Here is an 18,556-nt window from a genome sequence, read left to right as displayed (position 1 = left end):
CACCACACATTTCTCGAGAGGATCACGCATGGGAATCCAGGACGACGCCGTCGAAATTCGCGCGCAGGGTTGGCGGACCTTGGCAGCCCTCCACGGCCTCATTGAAACGAGCATGGAGAAAGCCCTCCAGAACGACGCCAAGTTGTCCGTAGTTGAGTACACGGTTCTGGATGCTTTGGCGCGACAGGATGGATGGCACATGCGCATGCAGCAGCTGGGACGCGCCACGGCCCTGAGCCCGAGCGCCACCACGCGACTAGTCAACCGCCTTGAGGACCGCGGACTACTCACGCGCATTCTCTGCGCGGACGATCGACGCGGCATCTACACCGAGCTGACGGCCGCGGGCTCTGAATTGCTGGCCACGGCACGCCCCGTCCACGACGAGGCCTTGGAGTGCGCCCTGGCCGAGGCCGCAGCACTGCCCGAATTGGCGCCGTTGGTCGAGGCACTGCCCCAGCTGCACGCCGTGGTGCCTGCCGGCTAAACCAAGAATGCCGCCAAACGGCGGCATTCTTCACACGGTGTAGCGTTTTTGGGCTGCGACTTGAGGTTCAGTCCCACCAAAAGTCCCAAACCGGAGCATTGACCAGCCGCTGCGCATACTCATCCTTACTAAGCGGCTCGTTCCCGTCCTGGGAGCAAAAGTTGTCGAAGCACAGCAAATAATGCTCTTCCATGACAGCCCTGGCCCCGGCCAACGTGGTTGGCGGGCGCGCAACCCGCAACGTCATTGTTGTTCGTCCCAGTTCGTACAAAACGGCACCGAACCGGTCCTCCCATGACCTGAGAACGGCTGATATGTCACGGCCTGCCAAGTCATGGTTGCACGGCCCGGTCCAGCCGACGAGTTGGGGCACATCTGCCGGGCGCGTTGCCGGGACAAGCAAGATCCCAGCCTCCACTCCACCGTAGCCTGACCCCCACCCACCCGATTGCGCCAGAGGAACGCTCTCGACGTTTCCAGCTGGCGGAGTCCCTGGTCCAATCCCAGGAAATGGCGGCCTTCTTTCCGGCACGGGTTCACCCGTTTCACCGTTCACAAGCCGCATTCCATCCCAGCAGCCTTGAAGCACATTAGAGGCTTCGTCACCATGGTCACGGCTCGGTGACTGGCCGGAAAATTCGTGTTCCGGATCGCCGCAACGGTTTCCTGGGCCGCCAACGACCGGCCACAGGCCAGTGCGTTTGAAAGCCCTCGCCAAGTCTCCCCAAAGGGCGCCGGTCCTATCCCAATCCGTGGGCGTGTACCACCCGATGTGTGGCAGCTCATCGCTGAGCGTTTCCTTGCCCGGACCTTCCCAGATCTTGTACCTTTCGGGCCGCAACGCAAACCCAGGCGGGACCGCTACGCCACCGACCTTCGATGTACCGTCGGCTGGGAATGCACCGCGTTTTTTGGCCCTAATGGCGATGTCGACCGGCGCTTCAGTTGAAAGGGTGCGGCCGGAGGGCATGCCCCACATACTGTCTCCAAAAATATCCATGTATCGATCGTGGCCCTGACCGCCGGCACTGACAATCCTCCGCTTTCCTAATGTGGATAAGGTGCAGGTTAAAGGGCCCTGTGGAGGAATGATCCGGCACTCCCCAGCCGAACGCCGCCGGATATTGAACTTCATAGACCCTCCATTTCCCTTGTTCTGCAGGCACGGTGGTGCTTGGATTAGTCCATGACGCACGTGGTGCAGGCAGACTACCTCGTGGTCGGGGCCGGGGCCGCGGGCATGGCCTTCACGGATGCCCTGATTGACCATTCCAACGCGCGCGTGGCCATCGTGGACCGGCGCCACGGGGTCGGCGGTCACTGGCTGGATGCTTACCCCTTCGTCCGCCTACATCAGGCATCTGCGTTCTACGGCGTCGCGTCCACGCTGCTGGGCCGTGGCCAGCTTCAACATCGGGGTCCGGAAGTCGGACTGCACGAGCGCGCCGACGCCGCAGAAATCTGTTCCTATTACAGTCACATCCTGACGGACCGGATGCTGGAGTCAGATCGGGTGGAATTCCTTCCCAATTGCGAGTACCTGCCCAACGCTCAGATTCGATCTCGCGTCTCGGGCCAGCTCCTGGAGATGTCCCCGGATTGCCGCGTTGTGGATGCGCGCTACCTCTCCCCCGATATTCCGGCGAAGACCCCCGCACCGTTCGAGGTGGCCGCCGGCACTCGGGTCATTCCCGTCGGCGATTTGGCCCAGATAGATGTGGCGCCAAGCCAGTACGTCATCGTTGGCTCGGGCAAGACGGCGAGCGACGCCTGTATCTGGCTGCTCAACCATGGCGTGGATACCGGGAACATCTGCTGGGCCAGGCCCCGGGAACCCTGGATGCTCAACCGGGCAGTGGTTCAACCGAATCCAACCGTTTTCCTCGGCATGGTCGCCGACATCATGGAGGCGGCTGCGACGGCAGACTCGCTCGATGAGCTGTTCCTGCGGATGGAAGACGCCGGCATCATGCTCAGGATCGACCGCTCCGTCACGCCAACCATGGCGAAAACCCCCACACTGGCCATCTGGGAACTAGAGCTGCTTCGCACCATTGAGCACGTGGTGCGGCTGGGGCATGTCCGCTTGGCCGAGCCGGGGCGCATCACCTTCGACCAGGGATCGGTTTCGACAGCGAAGGACGCCATCGTGGTTCACTGCGCGGCATCCGGCCTGAAGTACCCGCCCACCATACCCATCTGGGGCCGGACCGCCATCACCTTGCAGCCCATCCGGGCAGGATTCCCTTGTTTCGGGGCCGCACTTGCGGGCTATGTGGAGGCCACCCGCAATGACGACGCGGAAAAGAACCGGCTCGGCCCGCCGACACCGTATCCGAACAGTCTTGCCGAGTGGGCCACCATGAACATTCTGGGAACCCGGGCCGCAATGGCCTTCGGATCTGAACCTGACATCAAGGCCTGGGCCGACGGCGTCGCCATCAACCCTGCTGCTCTCCCGCCGGAGCAGGACAGGTCCGTGGCACTGCAGGACGTGCTCGGTCGTCTAAAAATCCAGGTACCTCGGGGCCTTGAGGGTTTGGCCAAAATCAGCTGAGGCTGCCGAAGGTGAGACCGAAAGCGAGCTACGCGAAGCGAAGGTGCGCCAAGGCTGAGCGGCGGGAAACGGCGTCGTACCTTTTGCTCGGGACACGGATGTGGGCACAAAAAAGCGCGGCCACCCCACCGTGAAAGTGGGGCGGCCGCGCTTTCGCGTGTAAGAAGACTTACAGAGCTGCGAAAACTTCGCGCAGCAGTGTGGCGGTCTCGGAAGGCGTCTTGCCAACCTTTACACCGGCAGCCTCGAGGGCTTCCTTCTTGGCCTGGGCCGTACCTGCGGAGCCGGAAACGATGGCGCCAGCGTGGCCCATGGTCTTGCCCTCAGGAGCGGTGAAGCCTGCAACGTAGCCAACAACGGGCTTCGTGACGTGAGCCTTGATGTACTCGGCTGCGCGCTCTTCAGCGTCGCCACCAATTTCACCAATCATGACGATGGCCTTGGTCTCCGGGTCAGCTTCGAACGCAGCAAGTGCGTCAATGTGCGTGGTGCCGATGACGGGGTCGCCACCGATGCCGATCGCGGTGGAGAAGCCCAGGTCGCGCAGTTCGAACATCATCTGGTAGGTCAAGGTACCGGACTTGGAGACCAAGCCGATCGGACCCTTCTGGGTGATGTTGTTCGGCGTGATGCCAACCAGTGCTTCACCGGGGGTGATGATGCCGGGGCAGTTCGGGCCGATGATGCGGGTGATCTGCTTGCCGTCGGCGTCAACCTTGGACTGAGCAAGTGCCCAGAACTCGGCTGCGTCCTGAACGGGCACGCCTTCGGTGATGACAACGACCAGCGGAACGCCGGCTTCGATGGCTTCAACAACAGCGTCCTTGGTGAATGCCGGGGGGACAAACACGATGGAGACGTCTGCGGCGGTCTTTTCGACAGCCTCAGTGACGGTACCGAAAACGGGCAGTTCAACGTCGCCGTGAACAACCGTGGTGCCGGCCTTGCGTGCGTTCACGCCGCCGACTACCTGGGTGCCAGCCTTGAGCATGAGGGCGGTGTGCTTGGTGCCCTCGCCGCCGGTGATGCCCTGAACGATGACCTTGGAATCTTTATTCAAGAAGATAGACATAAGTTTCTTTCCCCTACTTCGAGGCGTTGGCGAGTTCGGCGGCCTTGTCGGCGCCCTCGTCCATCGTGGCGGCCAGGGTTACCAACGGGTGGTTGGCTTCGTTGAGAATGCGACGGCCTTCTTCAACGTTGTTGCCGTCGAGACGGACAACCAGCGGCTTGTTGGCAGCTGAACCGAGCTCGGCGAGTGCGCCGACAATGCCCTTAGCAACAGCGTCACAGGCAGTGATGCCACCGAAGACGTTAACAAAAACGCTCTTGACCTGAGGATCGTTGAGGATGACGTCCAAACCAGCGGCCATGACCTCTGCGGATGCTCCACCGCCGATGTCCAGGAAGTTGGCGGGCTTGACGCCGCCGTGGTTTTCGCCAGCGTATGCAACAACATCCAGCGTGGACATAACCAGGCCGGCACCGTTGCCGATAACTCCGACTTCGCCGTCGAGCTTGACGTAGTTCAAGTCCGCAGCCTTAGCCTTGGCCTCCAACGGGTCAGCTGCAGCAGCGTCTTCGAGTTCCAGGTGGTGCGGGTGACGGAAGTCGGCGTTCTCATCGAGTGAGACCTTGCCGTCCAGAGCCACGATGTCGCCGGCGCCGGTGAGAACCAACGGGTTGACCTCTACGAGGGTGGCATCTTCCTTGACGAAGACGTCCCACAGCTTGATGATGGTTGCGGCAACCTTGGGTGCCAGCTCAGCGTTGAAGCCTGCAGTTGCAACGATCTCGTCGGCCTTGGCCTGATCGATGCCAACGGCGGGGTCCACTGCAACGCGGGCCAGAGCCTCGGGGCGCTCAACGGCGAGCTCCTCGATTTCCATGCCGCCTTCTACCGAGCACATGGCCAGGTAGTTGCGGTTGGCGCGGTCCAGCAGTACAGAGAAGTAGAACTCCTCGGCAATGTCTGCACCCTGGGCGATCATGACCGTGTTAACGGTGTGACCCTTGATGTCCATGCCGAGAATGTCAGAGGCATAACCGAACGCTTCTTCAGCGTTCTTGGCTACCTTGACGCCGCCAGCCTTACCGCGGCCACCGACCTTCACCTGTGCCTTGACGACGGTTACGCCGCCAATCTTCTCGGCTGCTGCCTTTGCTTCTTCAGGGGTGTGCGCCACGATGCCGGCCAACACGGGAACGCCGTGAGCCTCAAACATGTCGCGCGCCTGGTATTCAAACAGGTCCACGGATTAGTGTCCTTCTGCGTCGAAGTAGTGATTTTGAGGGCGTTAACCCCCTTTCACACATTACCGTCTCACACCGCAAGCACATATTTGGCGCGCTGGCCACAGTATATTGCGGTTATTCAGCTCACAATTACTTGCTTTTAGCGCACGACGGCGTAACTCAACTAGCGGCGTCAGCTCGCCTGGCTCGCCTAGCTTGCAGCTTTCGCTGTGGCTTTGTCTGTGCCGAACAGTTCGTATTTCTCCGCGGCGACAAAAAACCCAAGGCCACTGGCCAGATTCGCGCAAGCTACGCCGTCGTCCATCGGCGCACAGCGGTAGCCCTGGGCCTCAATGGCCTGGCCCGGCGCGAGAACGGGGATGCTCGCCATTTCCTGCGTCACGGTTCCCTTGGCACCAAAAGCGGCCTCAACGGCTGTCACTCCAGCCCGACAGCCGCCATAGATTGCAGCGTCGGGGTACAGCACGGCAGTCCCGCCAAGGTAGCCAACATTGGTCCCGGAACAGTTATCTTTTTGATCGGCTTCCTTGACAGCCGGGTACCCCGCCATCTGGCAATTCACCACGGGAATGGTGGGAGCGGCCGCAATCGCGGAATCGGAAAAGTTGTTAGGTTCCCACGGCTGGTTCAGGTTGCCGGCTTTGGACCCCGTAAACACGCACGCGATATTGCGTGAATCCGTCACAAACTGCGGCAGCTCCGTTTCCACGGCGTCTTCGGTGGCCTGAGCGACGGGCGTTGCCTTGAGCCTGTCGACGTAGGTCAATGGCGTAGTGGGGCCTTGGGTTGCGGCGGGAGTTCCCCCATTCACCGGAACGGTGATGCACCCGGCCAACGCCAAAGAACCAAACAGCACAACAACAACCGCGGTTGCCCGCCGTCGAAATCCTGGCCCTGAAGCAGTCCGTTCCCGGCTCATACCGTTACTACCCTTCGACCTTGACCAACGGTGCGTAGCGCAGCAAGAGACGCTTTTCACCAATATCGAAGCGAACCTTGGCCACCGATTTGTCCCCCGCACCGCTGACTTCCAGTACCGTGCCGTTGCCGAAGCTCGTGTGGTTGACCTTGTCGCCCACACTGACCGAAACAACTTCCTTTTGCGGCTGCACGCGGCCGGCCACGGCACGGGCAGAAATGCTCGGGGGAAGCGTCCCGGAATCACGCCCACCGACGGCAGAGCCAGCACCCCACGATGAACCCGAATAGCGGCTGCTGCCAAAGTCCCCCGACACGGGAGCCACGCGTGCGGTGCCTTCGCGCTTCCACTCAATGAGCTCGGCAGGCACTTCCTCGATGAACTGGCTGGCGGGGTTGTACTGGCTTTGGCCCCACAGGCTGCGCACTTCCGAACGCGTCAGGTACAGCCGCTTGCGTGCCCGCGTCAGACCCACGTAGGCCAAACGGCGTTCCTCCGCCAGTTCCTTGGGATCCGTGGCCGATCGCGAATGCGGGAACAGTCCGTGTTCCATACCGGTCAGGAACACTACGGGGAATTCAAGGCCCTTGGCAGTGTGCAGCGTCATGAGCGTCACGACACCCAAGCGCTTGGCTTCGGCTACGGCCGCCGCGGCCTCGGCTTCGGAACCACCCGGGGCATCGGGAATCTGATCGGCATCGGCCACCAGCGAAACCTGTTCGAGGAATTCTCCCAGCGTGCCCTCCGGGTTCTCCTGCCCAAATTCACGCACGACGGCGAGAAGTTCCGCCAGGTTTTCAACGCGGGACTCGTCCTGTGTATCCGTGCTGGTACGCAACGCCTCCAGGTAACCTGTCTGCTCCAGCACGGCTTCCAAAGCCGTGGCTGGGCTGGCTGTTGCGGCCACCTCGCCCAGGTCCGCCATCATCTTGGCGAAAGCGTTGACGGCGTTGAGGGAACGTGAGGCGATGCCGGGTGCTTCATCGGCGCGGGCCAAAGCCGCCGAAAACGTAATCCGTTCCCGCTCTGCCAAGGCCGCGACCGCACCTTCGGCGCGGTCGCCGATGCCGCGCTTTGGTTCGTTGAGAATCCTGCGCAAGTTGACGTCGTCGTCCGGGTTTACGAGGGCTCGCAGATAGGCCAGCGCGTCCTTGATTTCCTTGCGCTCGTAGAATCTGGTGCCGCCAACTACGCGGTACGGCAGCCCGACGCGGACCAAAATATCCTCGATGGCGCGTGACTGGGCGTTGGTGCGGTAGAAAATGGCCACATCGCCGGGACGGATGTCGGTCTCGTCCTGGAGCCGGTCAATCTCTTTGGCGATGAAGCGGGCTTCCTCATGCTCTGACTCGGCAACATAGCCGATGATCTTTTCGCCATCGCCTTCGGCGGTCCACAACCGCTTTTCGCGGCGGTTGGGGTTGCGGGAGATCACGGCGTTGGCGGCACTGAGGATGTTCTGCGTGGAGCGGTAATTTTGCTCCAGCTTGATGGTGTCCGCGTTGGGATAGTCCTGTTCGAACTCCACGATGTTGCGGATGTCCGCGCCACGGAACGCATAAATGGACTGGTCTGAATCGCCCACAACCGTCAGCTGTGCCGGTGCCATCTCGGTGGTTGAGCCTGCCGAATCGCCGGCGTCCGTGCCAACGATCTCCTTGACCAGCGCATATTGGGCGTGGTTGGTGTCCTGGTACTCGTCAACAAGCACGTGCCGGAACCGGCGCCGGTAGTAATCGGCAACGCCCGGGAAGGCCCGGAACATGTAGACGGTCTGCGCAATGAGATCGTCAAAGTCCATGGCGTTGGCCTGGCGCAGACGCTGCGCATAGCCCTTGTAAACTTCGGCGACTGCAGCGGCGAAGGGGTCGTTGAAATTGGTGTTCATGGAGTTTTCATCGTCATCGATGAGCTCGTTTTTTAGCGCCGAAATCTTGTGCATGATGGCCTTGGGCGCGAACTTCTTCGGGTCCAGGTCCAGCCCCTTGGAAACGAGCGTGATCAAGCGCAGTGAATCGGCGGAGTCATAGATGGAGAAGTTTGAATTGAGGCCGATGGTCTTGGCCTCGCGGCGCAAGATTCGCACGCACGACGAGTGGAAGGTGGAGATCCACATGCTCTTCGCCACGTCACCAATGAGGGCCTCGATGCGTTCACGCATCTCTGCGGCGGCCTTGTTGGTGAAGGTAATGGCCAGGATCTGGCCGGGATGAGCCTGTCCCGTAGCCAAGAGATACGCGATCCTATGGCTGAGGACACGGGTCTTGCCCGATCCGGCACCTGCCACGATCAGCAGCGGCCCACCGGTGTGAACCACGGCTGCTTCCTGCTCGGGGTTCATTCCTTCAAGCAGCCCCGCGGGGTCCGGCCAGCGGCGCGCCGAGCTGATGCCTTCACTGCCGTAGTCCGGTCCCGGGGCACCACCGAATGCCGGCGGCTCCGGAACGGCTCCGTCGGCACCGAATTCGGGCGCGTCAGCACCCGGATCGTCCTGTTCAAAGGACGGCCAGACTGGCAGACCGGCACCTGCACTGAGCTTTGGTTTGGACTTTTCGGGGTAAGGGTCAAACAACATATCCATGGTGCCATCCAGTCTAGTTGGCCCCACCGACATTCCCCACGACCTCCCATCCACTCGCAAGCTCGCGGCGGGGCCCTCGGTCGTGTGGGCCCATGTCCGCCCTCGCGGCACTCCCTCGCAAGCTACGACGGAAGGGTGCCGCTTTCCAGCGCCGCCTTGACCTGTGTCACCGCGTGCTGCGGTCCGGCCACAAACCAGTCAAGCCCGTTGACATGTACGACGGCGGTGTCCCCACCTGCCGCCCGAACGATCCCCTTGCCGGGGAGCCAGTCCCAGGACGGGCAGCTGTGTTGGAACCAGGCGCCCAGTTCACCCTGCGCAACCCGTGAAAGATCGCAGGAACCCGAGCCCATCATGCGCAGAGTTGCCGGAAGCCCCGCGGCGGCCTGCCACGGCGCGGCCGCTCGGGGTTTGGCCAGCCAGCTCGGGTGAATATAGGTACCGGCGGACAACTGCGCAATGTCGTCCCGGGAATCCACCGCGATCGGTTCACCGTTGAGCGTTGCCGGGTGTTCTGTTCCACCCATCCACAGCTTGTCCTCTTCCGGCTGGTAGACAGCTCCTAGCAGTACCTCAGCGTCGGCGAGGGGGTCCGGCGTCGTACTTGCATCCGGGACGGCGGCCAGGGCCATCGCGGCACACCAATAGGTCGATCCACTGGTGAAGTTATAGGTTCCGTCAACCGGGTCAATCACCCAGCAGCGGCCCGAGGTTCCTTGATATCCGGCGCCTTCTTCGCCAAGGATCGAGTCCTCGGGGCGGGCGGCGCGCAAGGCATCGAAGAGGTATTTTTCGGCGGCGAGATCGGCGGCCGTGGCAAAATCGGAGACGCTGCCCTTGATCTGGCGGCCGTCGCGGAGTTCGGCTAAACCGCCTGACCGGATCGAGTGGGCTAGGGCGCCGGCGTCGCGCAGTAGTTTCGCCGCCAATTCACTGTCGGTGGGCGCTGAGGGAGATTCATTAGCCATGGCTCCACCCTAATCTGGGCGATAATGATTTCATGGCTAAAACTCCCGCCCAGCGCGCTGCAAAACATGGCAATGCCGCCACACCACCGGTCGCTCCCGTGGTCAACACCAGCACCCAGCGCTCTCCGCACAAGGCTCAGAGCAACGCGAATATGCTGCTGATCGCCGGTTCCGTGGCCTGCCTGTTCCTTTTTTGGTACTTCCATCTGCTCACGCTGAACCAGATGACTGACATTTCCGGCGGCTTGACGATGCCCGATTCCATGGTCTTCGGTTTTGACGTCGCCCATGTTGAAGCGTTGCGGTCCGCCATGGACTCAGATGCCCGTGGCCAGTTGCAGTTCGTTCACAAGACCGCAGGCATGCTCTTCCCCTTGGTCCTTGGCTTGGTTGCCATGACCATGATCGCCATGAACGTTGCGAAGAAATCCCTCCGGCGCATCCTGTGGATCTTCCCAGTCCTGTTTGCCGTGGCACAGTTGTGGGCCAACGTGTCCATCGACAACATGCTCGGCGCGGAAACCCTGGACTCCGGGGCAGTCGCTCTGGCTTCGGCACTGGTCTCTGCGAGCTGGCTGCTGCTGATTTTGACCCTGGCAAGCATCGGTGTGGCCTTGTTCCTTGGCCGGAAGAAAAACCCCGTTCCCTCTCAGGCCTAGCGGACGGCCGGGCGCCTCCCCCGACGCCCGGCCGCCGTCCGTTTTTTGCTTGCCTGCCTAGTCCGCTAGGCTTGGTGACGCGCCTCTGTAGTCCAATGGATAAGACAGCCCTCTCCTAAAGGGCAGATCCGGGTTCGATCCCCGGCGGGGGCACTCTTTCAATCAGCAAGGAATAGCCATGACCTCTGGCGCCGACCCTGTTTCTTTGCCCGCGTTTCTCCGTCTGCGTTTCGTTGTCCGCGGCCATGACAATCCTTAGAACCGTTGTGCTCTTTGCACTGGCCGCCGTGGCCGAGATTGGCGGCGCCTGGCTAGTGTGGCAGGCGGTCCGCGAGAACAAATCGTGGTGGTGGGCCGGCCTCGGCGTCGTAGTCCTGGGCGCTTATGGTTTCATCGCCGCCATGCAGGCCGACGCCAACTTTGGCCGGGTCTTGGCCGCATACGGCGGCGTTTTCATTGCCGGATCCCTCATTTGGGCCATGATCTTCGACAAATTCAGCCCCGACCGTTGGGACGTCATCGGCGCACTCATCGCTTTGCTCGGGGTCAGCGTCATCATGTTCGCCCCACGCGCCAGCTGAATCGTCCCTCACGAAGCCTTCGATAAGATGAGCGCTAGGATCGAAGGCGTGAAAACTGTTCTCAAAGTGTCAGCCGTCTGCATCTACGATCCCACCGGCCGGCTACTGACCGTCCGCAAGTCCGGCACCACCAAGTTCATGCATCCCGGCGGCAAGCCGGAGGTTGGCGAGAGCGCCGCCGAGGCCGGCTCCCGCGAACTGTCAGAAGAAGTGGGCATCAACGTTGCCCCCGCCGATCTGGAACTTCTCGGCGTCTGGACGGGAACGGCCGCCAATGAATCCAACACGGACATCGAGGCCACCGTCTTCACCGCCCCTGGCACTTGGGATGCAGAGTCAATACGGCCGACGGCGGAAATCGCCGAGTTGCGCTGGATGGACATTTCACGGGCGGCCGACCACGACGATCTCGCTCCACTGCTAACCGAGTACGTCCTCCCCCGCCTGCTGGCGAGCTGATTCGGCGCTGCCGCACCAGCGGCGGCGCTACGCTTCCTCGGGGATCGCAGCCTCGGAAACGGCAGCAACGGCCTGGGCGAACTGGGTGTCGTGAAGTTCCGCGTAGCGTCCGCCACGGACGATGAGTTCATCGTGCGTTCCGCGTTCCACAATGCGTCCGGCCTCGAGCACCAGAATGACATCAGCCGAGCGGATCGTGGACAGCCGGTGGGCAATGACGAGTGCCGTCCTACCTTCCAAGGCCTCGCCGAGCGCGGCCTGAACAGCGGCCTCATTCGTTGAGTCGAGGGCCGCGGTGGCCTCATCCAAGATCACCACGGCAGGCTGGACCAACAACAACCTGGCAATGGTCAGACGCTGGCGTTCGCCACCGGAAAGCCGGTAGCCGCGCTCACCCACCACGGTGTCGAGTCCGTCAGGCAGGGCGCGGGCGAAGTCCTCAAGCCGCGCACGTTCCAACACATCCCAGATCTCCGCATCCGTTGCGGTGGGCTTGGCCAGACGCAGGTTGGAGCGGATCGTTTCGTGGAATAGGTGACCGTCCTGGGTGACCATGCCAACGCCTGCGCGGAGGCCATCGAAGGACAGGTCGCGGACGTCTACGCCACCGAGGCGCACGGTGCCGGAATCGACGTCGTACAGCCTGGAGAGTAGCTGGGCAATGGTTGACTTTCCGGCGCCAGAGGATCCCACCAGGGCGATGGTCTGGCCGGGTTCGGCACGGAAGGAAATCTCGTGCAGGACATCCTCACCGCCGCGGTTGTCCAGCACGGCCACGTCCTCAAGCGAGGCCAGCGAAACCTTGTCGGCCGAGGGGTAGGCGAACTTAACATCGTTGAACTCAACGGCCAACGGCCCGGGAGGCAGCGCAACGGTGCTGGACTTCTCGGCGATCAGCGGCTTGAGATCGAGGATCTCGAACACGCGATCAAAGGAAACCAGCGCACTCATGATGTCCACGCGGGCATTGGCCAGCGCGGTGAGTGGCGCGTAAAGGCGGGTCAGCAGCAGTGCTAGCACCACGACGTCGCCCGCGTTAAGCGTGCCGCCGATGGCCAGCGCGCCACCGAGGCCATACACGAGGGCCAGCGCCAGCGAGGAAACGAGCATGAGTGCCGTGAAGAACACGAACTGCATGATGGCCGTGCGGACACCAATATCGCGAACCCGGCTGGCCCGTGAGGCAAACTCGCGGGACTCCTCGGCAGGGCGGCCAAAGAGCTTGACCAGAGTGGCGCCGGGGGCCGAGAAGCGCTCGGTCATCTGTGTGCTCATGTCGGCGTTCAGGTCCGCGGCCTCGCGGCGAAGTCCTGCCAACCGGCGGCCAAAGCGGCGGGCCGGCATGAGGAAGATCGGCAGCAGCACCAGGGCCAGCAGCGTCACCAACCATGAAGTATTCAGCATGACGATCAGCGTCAGGATCAGCTGGACGGAGTTGGAAACGATGCCAGAAAGCGTGCCGCTGAACGCCTGCTGCGCACCAATGACGTCATTGTTGAGCCGGCTGACCAGGGCACCCGTGCGGGTTCTGGTGAAGAAGGCGATCGGCATGCGCTGCACGTGATCAAAGACGGCGGTGCGCAGATCCAGAATCACACCTTCACCAAGGTTTGCCGAAATCCAGCGGATCACCAGTGACAGTCCGGCGTCGAGCACGGCAACAACGGCGATCAGCACGGCAAGGCGTACCACCACGTCAACGGCCGACTGCGCAACAATCGCATTCACAACCTGCCCGGCCAAGACCGGAGTGGCCACGGCCAGCGCCGCGGAGGCCACCGAAAGCGCAACGAAGACTAGTAGTTTTCGACTGTAGGGCTTGGCAAAAAGGACCGTGCGGCGCAGGGTGTCCTTGGAGATGCCGTCGTTGGATTTGTCCGAGCGCATGGTGCTCCAAAGTGAGCTCCAGGCCGCGCCTTCCATACTCATGCGTGTATTCCTTACTCATTAAGAGGGCAAGCTATAAGCCTAAACGCCCAACCGTGCCAGGGGAATTCCCGTGGCACCAATTCCGCTGCAGGCCTTGCTAATGCGCACGCCTGGGCCCGAAAAGGAACGACACCGGGGCTGCCGCCACCACCGCCGCCATCTCACCGCGGCCTCACCGCTGCCGGGTGTGTCAATTCACACGCTTCATATTTGCGCAATGGAGGGAAATATTTGGGCGGGTTTTCCGGTTGGCCAGTGGTAGCGTCCTGTAATGGACTGCCGCGGCCTGATCTTTTCGCGGCTTAGTGGATCTCCTCCCTTGGGCGATCCTTCACAGCAAAGGAACACACAGTTATGAATCGTCGCAGCTTTGGACTCGTTGGCTTGTTGGCCGCAACATCATTGGTCCTCGCGGCATGCGGTGGCGGTGCCAGCGACGGCGCCTCCTCGGCCAGCGGCGATACCTCCTTGAGCAGTGTGAAGGACGCCGGCCAGATTATCTTCGCCACGGAAGGCACCTACAAGCCGTTCAGCTTCCACGAAGGTGGCGCCGGCGAGCTCACCGGTTATGACGTTGAGGTGGCCAAGGCCGTTGCAGAAAAGCTGGGCGTGGACGCCAAGTTCGAGGAAACCCAGTGGGATTCCATTTTTGCCGGGTTGGAGGCCAAGCGCTTTGACGCGATCGCCAACCAGGTGACGGTTAACGCCACCCGCCAGGAAAAGTATGAACTTTCCAGCCCGTACACGGTTTCCCAGGGCGTCATCGTCACCGTTGACAGCAACTCGGACATCACTTCTTTTGAAGATCTCAAGGGCAAGACCACCGCGCAGTCCCTGACCAGCAACTGGTACACACTGGCCACGGAAAGTGGCGCCAAGGTTGAAGGAGTTGAAGGCTGGGCGCAGTCGGTGTCGCTGCTCAAGGACGGCCGTGTTGACGCCATTGTCAATGACAAGCTCACCTTCCTTGACTACCAGGTGACCAACCCGGATTCCGGCTTGAAAATTGCCGCGACCACCAAGGAATCCTCGGATTCATCCTTCGCTTTCCGCAAGGGCTCCACGGCCTTGAACGAAGCCGTGAACACCGCGTTGAAGGACCTGGCAGCCGACGGCACATTGGCCACCTTGAGCGAGAAGTACTTCGGCCAGGATGTCAGCAAGTAGCCCGGCGCGGCGCCACGGGCACGCAGTCCAACTAGGTGCCCGCGGGTTAGAGTTCAGCCATGGACTTTGATCTTTTTTGGAGTTCCCTGGGTCCGCTGCTTTTAGGCGCCGTCCGGGGCACCATCCCCCTAGCCTTGGCCTCGTTTGCACTGGGCCTGGTGATCGCGCTGCTCATCGCCATGATGCGCATCAGTTCCAGCAAGCTGGCCAATGGCGTTGGGCGGGTCTACATCTCGCTCATCCGCGGCACACCCCTGTTGGTGCAGTTGTTCGTGATCTTCTACGGGCTTCCTGCCATCGGCGTGAAGATCGATCCCTGGCCCAGCGCCATCATCGCCTTCTCCCTGAATGTGGGTGGTTACGCGGCCGAGGTTATCCGCGCTGCCATCCTTTCGGTGCCCCAGGGCCAGTGGGAGGCGGGCCACATGATCGGCATGTCCCGTAACCAGACCTTGTTGCGGATCATCCTGCCCCAGGCTGCCCGCGTGTCCGTCCCGCCGCTGTCCAACACGTTCATCTCCCTGGTCAAGGACACCTCCCTTGCGTCGTTGATTCTTGTCACGGAAATGTTCAAGGTTGCCCAGCAGGTTGCGGCGTTCAGCCAAGAGTTCATGTTGCTGTACCTTGAGGCGGCTTTGATTTACTGGGTCATCTGCCTGATTTTGTCCACTGTCCAGACCCGTGTGGAGAAGAGGTTGGATCGCTATGTCGCCCACTGATACCGTTCTGCAGGTTCGCGGCCTGACCAAGTCCTTCGGCACCAACACAGTGCTGCGCGGAATTGACCTGGATGTGCCCCGCGGCAAGGTTGTTGCCCTGATCGGCCCGTCGGGTTCGGGCAAGACCACCATCCTGCGTTCCCTTAACGGCCTTGAGGTGCCCGACGCCGGATCGGTCACCGTAGGTGCCTCCGCCGACAAGGCCCGCGGAACAGGGCAAGCCCTGACCGTCGACTTCGACGCCCCACAGCTGTCAAAGAAGGCACGTGCTGCAGAAATTGCAGCTTTGCGCGATCGCAGCGCCATGGTCTTCCAGCACTACAACCTCTTTCCGCACATGACGGTGCTGCAAAACGTCCTCGAAGGGCCCGTTCAGGTGCAAAAACGGCCGCGGGCCGAGGCCGTTGCTGAGGCTGAAAAGCTGCTGGCCCGTGTTGGCTTGCTGGAAAAGAAGGACGCCTATCCCTTTGAGCTTTCGGGCGGTCAGCAACAGCGCGTTGGAATTGTGCGCGCACTAGCGTTGCGGCCGCAGCTGCTGCTCTTCGACGAGCCAACCTCAGCGCTGGACCCCGAGTTGGTGGACGATGTTCTGGCCGTCATCAAGGAGCTGGCTGATGAAGGCTGGACCATGGTGATCGTGACCCATGAACTCGCCTTTGCACGTCAGACGGCCGACGAGGTGGTCTTCATGGACGGCGGTGTGGTGGTTGAACGCGGCCCGGCAAGCCAGGTCTTGCGCAACCCGAAGGAAGAACGTACACAGGCCTTCGTTCGGCGCCTCCTCCACGAGATCTAGCCACACTCCCCCGCCCCGCACTTCCCGCCCCGATTTTGGATCTGTGGCCGGGGAATGGGGAGTGCACCCCATCGTCACCCCCGCAGTGGTGACGTAGCGTGGTGCAAAGTTGATCCACATCGGATACGACCTTGCATCGGGGGAACCACATGAGCGAAACAGCAGCACCGCGTCCCATCGTTTTGCGGCGCGTCCAACTCAGCACCGCTGCATGGCAGCTAATGTGCGAATCGACCAGCGCAACCTTGGGACTCCAAGAAGCGACACCCACGGGAGGTCCGGAGCAGCCCGCCCCCTTGGACGAGGCAGCCGCCGCAGCTGGCTGGGCCGAACTAAACAAGCTCGAGATGTCCCCAGCAGCGGGCGAGGTGAAGCGGCAGTGGGCTGGCGCCGTCGCACTTCTGCTGACCGCCCCCATCACTGTTACGGCACGCGCAACCTTCAACGATGTCAGCACCACCAGTGTTTTGGGGCTGCGTGCAGGGCGCGGTCTGGCCGTCCACCAACGGCACCTTTCCGAGCGCGACGGCGAATCCACCGTGATCACCGGCAGCGAAGACAGCGTTGAAATCACCTTGTTCGACGAGGAAAATATCTGGGGTGCAACGGCCCGACTTCTGCCGCCCCTAGATATTCTGCGAGCCGCCGCCACGGCAGCCCCCATGGGTCTGCAACCGGCCGCGGTGGTCAGGGCAGGATCGGATCCGGACAATCTACCGGAACCGGCGGCAAGCCTGGTCCACGACGAGGACGCCAACGTCACCCTTAGCGTTGTCACCTCTGCCGCCGGGCAACCGTCCCGGTTGTGGGCTGGAATGTGGTCGGTCAAGGGCGAGCAGCTGTTTTCGGTGACCACCCGCAGCGGCGACACCCCGGAGCTGCGCCTGACCGAGGTCCCCGCCGGACACATCGCCAATGAACTGGTGTTCGCGGTAGTTGGTGCCCATGACGCCCTGGCCGCCGTTGCGAAGGACGGCGCGCTATGAGCCTCGGAATTCAGGGCCTTGATCCCCAAGACTGCCGAGAGCTGGTCAAACTACTGAAGAACTCCGCCCACCAGCTTGAACAGACAAGCGGCCAGTTGAGCCAGACCGTTGCCCGTACAGGTTGGCAGGGGCCGGACAGCCAGCAGTTCCGCGCCCAATGGCCGGGCAACCGCACCCGCCTCCACCAAGCCGCCAAAGACATGACAGAGATGGCTCAGGTAGTTCTGCGCAACATTGCCGAGCAGGAACGCACCAGTGCCGTCGATGACGGCGGCGGATTCCTCGGCGACCTCCTCGACGCTGGCAAAGACCTGTGGGACGACTTCACTGAGGGTGCCGAGGATGTACTTGACAGTGTCGTGGACGGTATCGGCGACGGCTTTGAATGGCTTGGTGGCGTCCTCAAGGGGAACATTGATCAAGCTGGTGGATCGTTCCTCTCCAATCTGGCTCACTTGGGGAAAATGGGCGTGGATATACTGTCCGGCAATCCTCCCTCGGTAGCGGGACTATTTTCTCAGCTCCTCCTCACAGGTGGTACCGGACTTAACCAGCTCATTGTGGATTCGACCGGAGGGCTCATCAACCCCCACATTTTCGACGACGGGACTCCTTACGCGGGCGAACCCCAAACGATCACTCGTGGATCCGATAACCCTTTGCAGTTACCCACCTCCGCAAGTGCGATCTTCGGCAGCGTCGAGGACGCGTACGCCATGGGCCACGTTCCGGGCACCGAAGACGGCGACATTCGGATCGTCAAGGTGGAACAAGCCGACGGCACATTTGCCTACATCGTCAACATTCCGGGAACGGAACAATGGGTTCCCAACGGCAGCGGCCAGGCCCGAGATTTGACCAGCAACCTCATGCTCGTGGCCGGGCAGTCCACCACGGCCCAACGCGATATTGTCCTTGCCATGGAACGGGCCGGCATCCCCGCGGACGCACCGGTCATGCTGGCCGGGCACAGCCAAGGTGGCATGTTGGCCGCGCAACTGGGCTCGGATCAGGAGTTCCTGTCCCGGTACAACGTCACCAACATCATGACGGCTGGCTCCCCCATTGACGTGAACAATGTTGACCCAGGAATCAACGTCTTGGCGGCGCAGCATGGGGGCGATATTGTCCCGAAACTGGACCTTGGCGGGCTGGATACCAACCTCACAATGCCGGGTGCGTCCAGCAACGTCAGCGTTGTCACCATGGATGACCCGCCTCGTGACGTCCTGGGAAATGTCCTGCATTACGCGCCCTCACCCTTGGGCAATCTTGTCCAGGATGTCAGGGACGTCATGGGTAATCATGCAACAGACGGTTACAGGGCCGATCTGGCCAACACGGACAAGTACCCTGAGATAGCGCAGTACGAACAAGACCCCTCCATGAGGGTCTTCCTCAGCGATGACCCGTCCAGGGTCACCGGTGTGGATGTTCCCGTTGGCCGCAAGTAACTAGGAATGGACATGATGACCCGCAGACTGAGTATGGT

At 61.8% G+C, this 18,556-nt stretch carries 17 protein-coding genes and 1 tRNA gene; 11 read left to right on the top strand and 7 right to left on the bottom strand.

Translation table 11 applies throughout. The features are described 5' to 3' along the window. Positions 1-28: 28 nt before the first annotated feature. Complete coding sequence (locus ACP7B9_RS17090) at positions 29-487, top strand: MarR family winged helix-turn-helix transcriptional regulator (RefSeq protein WP_425865169.1); 459 nt, start codon at positions 29-31, stop codon at positions 485-487. A gap of 67 nt (positions 488-554) precedes the next feature. Here ACP7B9_RS17090 and ACP7B9_RS17085 read toward each other — a convergent pair whose 3' ends face one another. Continuing rightward, positions 555-1,052, bottom strand: a complete 498-nt coding sequence (locus tag ACP7B9_RS17085) for a DUF4253 domain-containing protein (RefSeq protein WP_425865187.1) — start codon at positions 1,050-1,052, stop codon at positions 555-557. A gap of 621 nt (positions 1,053-1,673) precedes the next feature. Here ACP7B9_RS17085 and ACP7B9_RS17080 point away from each other — a divergent pair. Further along, on the top strand, positions 1,674-3,044 hold the full coding sequence (locus ACP7B9_RS17080; RefSeq protein ID WP_425865168.1) for an NAD(P)-binding protein: 1,371 nt from the start codon (positions 1,674-1,676) through the stop codon (positions 3,042-3,044). A gap of 169 nt (positions 3,045-3,213) precedes the next feature. Here the strand turns inward: ACP7B9_RS17080 and sucD are convergent, their stop codons facing one another. From sucD to ACP7B9_RS17055, 5 genes are all read right to left on the bottom strand, one after another. Further along, the gene (gene sucD, locus ACP7B9_RS17075) at positions 3,214-4,116 is read right to left on the bottom strand and encodes a succinate--CoA ligase subunit alpha (RefSeq protein WP_425865167.1); all 903 of its coding nucleotides are present in this window, start codon (positions 4,114-4,116) and stop codon (positions 3,214-3,216) included. Between the two features lie 13 nt (positions 4,117-4,129). Further along, positions 4,130-5,299, bottom strand: coding sequence for an ADP-forming succinate--CoA ligase subunit beta (gene sucC, locus ACP7B9_RS17070; RefSeq protein ID WP_425865166.1), 1,170 nt, complete (start codon positions 5,297-5,299; stop codon positions 4,130-4,132). 191 nt (positions 5,300-5,490) lie between these two features. Continuing rightward, the gene (locus tag ACP7B9_RS17065; protein WP_425865165.1) at positions 5,491-6,219 is read right to left on the bottom strand and encodes a hypothetical protein; all 729 of its coding nucleotides are present in this window, start codon (positions 6,217-6,219) and stop codon (positions 5,491-5,493) included. Positions 6,220-6,226: 7 nt separating this feature from the next. After that, the gene (gene pcrA / locus ACP7B9_RS17060) at positions 6,227-8,794 is read right to left on the bottom strand and encodes a DNA helicase PcrA (RefSeq protein ID WP_425865186.1); all 2,568 of its coding nucleotides are present in this window, start codon (positions 8,792-8,794) and stop codon (positions 6,227-6,229) included. A gap of 128 nt (positions 8,795-8,922) precedes the next feature. Next, entirely contained in the window at positions 8,923-9,768 is an 846-nt protein-coding gene (locus ACP7B9_RS17055; protein WP_425865164.1) for an inositol monophosphatase family protein, read from the bottom strand. 32 nt (positions 9,769-9,800) lie between these two features. On the opposite strand from ACP7B9_RS17055, the gene ACP7B9_RS17050 reads away from it, so the two are divergent. The 4 genes from ACP7B9_RS17050 to ACP7B9_RS17035 all read left to right on the top strand — a co-directional run bounded on the left by ACP7B9_RS17050 (position 9,801) and on the right by ACP7B9_RS17035 (position 11,467). Continuing rightward, positions 9,801-10,427 (top strand): hypothetical protein, encoded by a 627-nt coding sequence (locus ACP7B9_RS17050; RefSeq protein WP_425865163.1) that lies wholly within the window; start codon positions 9,801-9,803, stop codon positions 10,425-10,427. Between the two features lie 81 nt (positions 10,428-10,508). Further along, positions 10,509-10,580, top strand: a tRNA-Arg gene (locus ACP7B9_RS17045). Between the two features lie 92 nt (positions 10,581-10,672). Beyond that, on the top strand, positions 10,673-11,008 hold the full coding sequence (locus ACP7B9_RS17040) for a YnfA family protein (RefSeq protein ID WP_425865162.1): 336 nt from the start codon (positions 10,673-10,675) through the stop codon (positions 11,006-11,008). Positions 11,009-11,035: 27 nt separating this feature from the next. Continuing rightward, on the top strand, positions 11,036-11,467 hold the full coding sequence (locus ACP7B9_RS17035; RefSeq protein WP_425865161.1) for an NUDIX hydrolase: 432 nt from the start codon (positions 11,036-11,038) through the stop codon (positions 11,465-11,467). Between the two features lie 27 nt (positions 11,468-11,494). On the opposite strand, the gene ACP7B9_RS17030 is transcribed toward ACP7B9_RS17035, so the two are convergent. Next, entirely contained in the window at positions 11,495-13,396 is a 1,902-nt protein-coding gene (locus ACP7B9_RS17030; RefSeq protein WP_425865160.1) for an ABC transporter ATP-binding protein, read from the bottom strand. 354 nt (positions 13,397-13,750) lie between these two features. Between ACP7B9_RS17030 and ACP7B9_RS17025 the strand changes: the two genes are divergently transcribed. From ACP7B9_RS17025 to ACP7B9_RS17005, 5 genes are all read left to right on the top strand, one after another. Beyond that, on the top strand, positions 13,751-14,563 hold the full coding sequence (locus tag ACP7B9_RS17025) for an amino acid ABC transporter substrate-binding protein (protein WP_425865159.1): 813 nt from the start codon (positions 13,751-13,753) through the stop codon (positions 14,561-14,563). Positions 14,564-14,622: 59 nt separating this feature from the next. Then, positions 14,623-15,282, top strand: a complete 660-nt coding sequence (locus ACP7B9_RS17020; protein ID WP_425865158.1) for an amino acid ABC transporter permease — start codon at positions 14,623-14,625, stop codon at positions 15,280-15,282. Continuing rightward, positions 15,269-16,078 carry an amino acid ABC transporter ATP-binding protein gene (locus ACP7B9_RS17015; protein WP_425865157.1) on the top strand — a complete coding sequence of 270 codons (810 nt, stop codon included), beginning with the start codon at positions 15,269-15,271 and terminating at the stop codon, positions 16,076-16,078. Before ACP7B9_RS17020 ends, ACP7B9_RS17015 begins: the two co-directional genes overlap by 14 nt. A 149-nt stretch (positions 16,079-16,227) precedes the next feature. Beyond that, a complete protein-coding gene (locus tag ACP7B9_RS17010; protein WP_425865156.1) occupies positions 16,228-17,064 on the top strand; it encodes a hypothetical protein in 837 nt (278 codons plus the stop codon). Then, positions 17,061-18,518: a hypothetical protein gene (locus ACP7B9_RS17005; protein WP_425865155.1), complete on the top strand. Its 1,458-nt coding sequence runs from the start codon at positions 17,061-17,063 to the stop codon at positions 18,516-18,518. Before ACP7B9_RS17010 ends, ACP7B9_RS17005 begins: the two co-directional genes overlap by 4 nt. Positions 18,519-18,556 lie beyond the last annotated feature (38 nt).

Source organism: Arthrobacter sp. TWP1-1 (assembly GCF_049897845.1).
Lineage (GTDB): Bacteria > Actinomycetota > Actinomycetes > Actinomycetales > Micrococcaceae > Specibacter.
The sequence above is the reverse complement of the archived record's forward strand: the minus strand, read 5'-3'. Positions and strand labels throughout refer to the sequence as shown.

Coding starts and splice junctions, on each gene's coding strand:
- ACP7B9_RS17090 (WP_425865169.1), top strand. CDS start 29: ATGGGAATCCAGGACGACGCCGTCGAAATTCGCGCGCAGGGTTGGCGG.
- ACP7B9_RS17085 (WP_425865187.1), bottom strand. CDS start 1,052: ATGCGGCTTGTGAACGGTGAAACGGGTGAACCCGTGCCGGAAAGAAGG.
- ACP7B9_RS17080 (WP_425865168.1), top strand. CDS start 1,674: ATGACGCACGTGGTGCAGGCAGACTACCTCGTGGTCGGGGCCGGGGCC.
- sucD (WP_425865167.1), bottom strand. CDS start 4,116: ATGTCTATCTTCTTGAATAAAGATTCCAAGGTCATCGTTCAGGGCATC.
- ACP7B9_RS17065 (WP_425865165.1), bottom strand. CDS start 6,219: ATGAGCCGGGAACGGACTGCTTCAGGGCCAGGATTTCGACGGCGGGCA.
- pcrA (WP_425865186.1), bottom strand. CDS start 8,794: ATGTTGTTTGACCCTTACCCCGAAAAGTCCAAACCAAAGCTCAGTGCA.
- ACP7B9_RS17055 (WP_425865164.1), bottom strand. CDS start 9,768: ATGGCTAATGAATCTCCCTCAGCGCCCACCGACAGTGAATTGGCGGCG.
- ACP7B9_RS17050 (WP_425865163.1), top strand. CDS start 9,801: ATGGCTAAAACTCCCGCCCAGCGCGCTGCAAAACATGGCAATGCCGCC.
- ACP7B9_RS17040 (WP_425865162.1), top strand. CDS start 10,673: ATGACAATCCTTAGAACCGTTGTGCTCTTTGCACTGGCCGCCGTGGCC.
- ACP7B9_RS17035 (WP_425865161.1), top strand. CDS start 11,036: ATGAGCGCTAGGATCGAAGGCGTGAAAACTGTTCTCAAAGTGTCAGCC.
- ACP7B9_RS17030 (WP_425865160.1), bottom strand. CDS start 13,396: ATGAGTATGGAAGGCGCGGCCTGGAGCTCACTTTGGAGCACCATGCGC.
- ACP7B9_RS17025 (WP_425865159.1), top strand. CDS start 13,751: ATGAATCGTCGCAGCTTTGGACTCGTTGGCTTGTTGGCCGCAACATCA.
- ACP7B9_RS17020 (WP_425865158.1), top strand. CDS start 14,623: ATGGACTTTGATCTTTTTTGGAGTTCCCTGGGTCCGCTGCTTTTAGGC.
- ACP7B9_RS17015 (WP_425865157.1), top strand. CDS start 15,269: ATGTCGCCCACTGATACCGTTCTGCAGGTTCGCGGCCTGACCAAGTCC.
- ACP7B9_RS17010 (WP_425865156.1), top strand. CDS start 16,228: ATGAGCGAAACAGCAGCACCGCGTCCCATCGTTTTGCGGCGCGTCCAA.
- ACP7B9_RS17005 (WP_425865155.1), top strand. CDS start 17,061: ATGAGCCTCGGAATTCAGGGCCTTGATCCCCAAGACTGCCGAGAGCTG.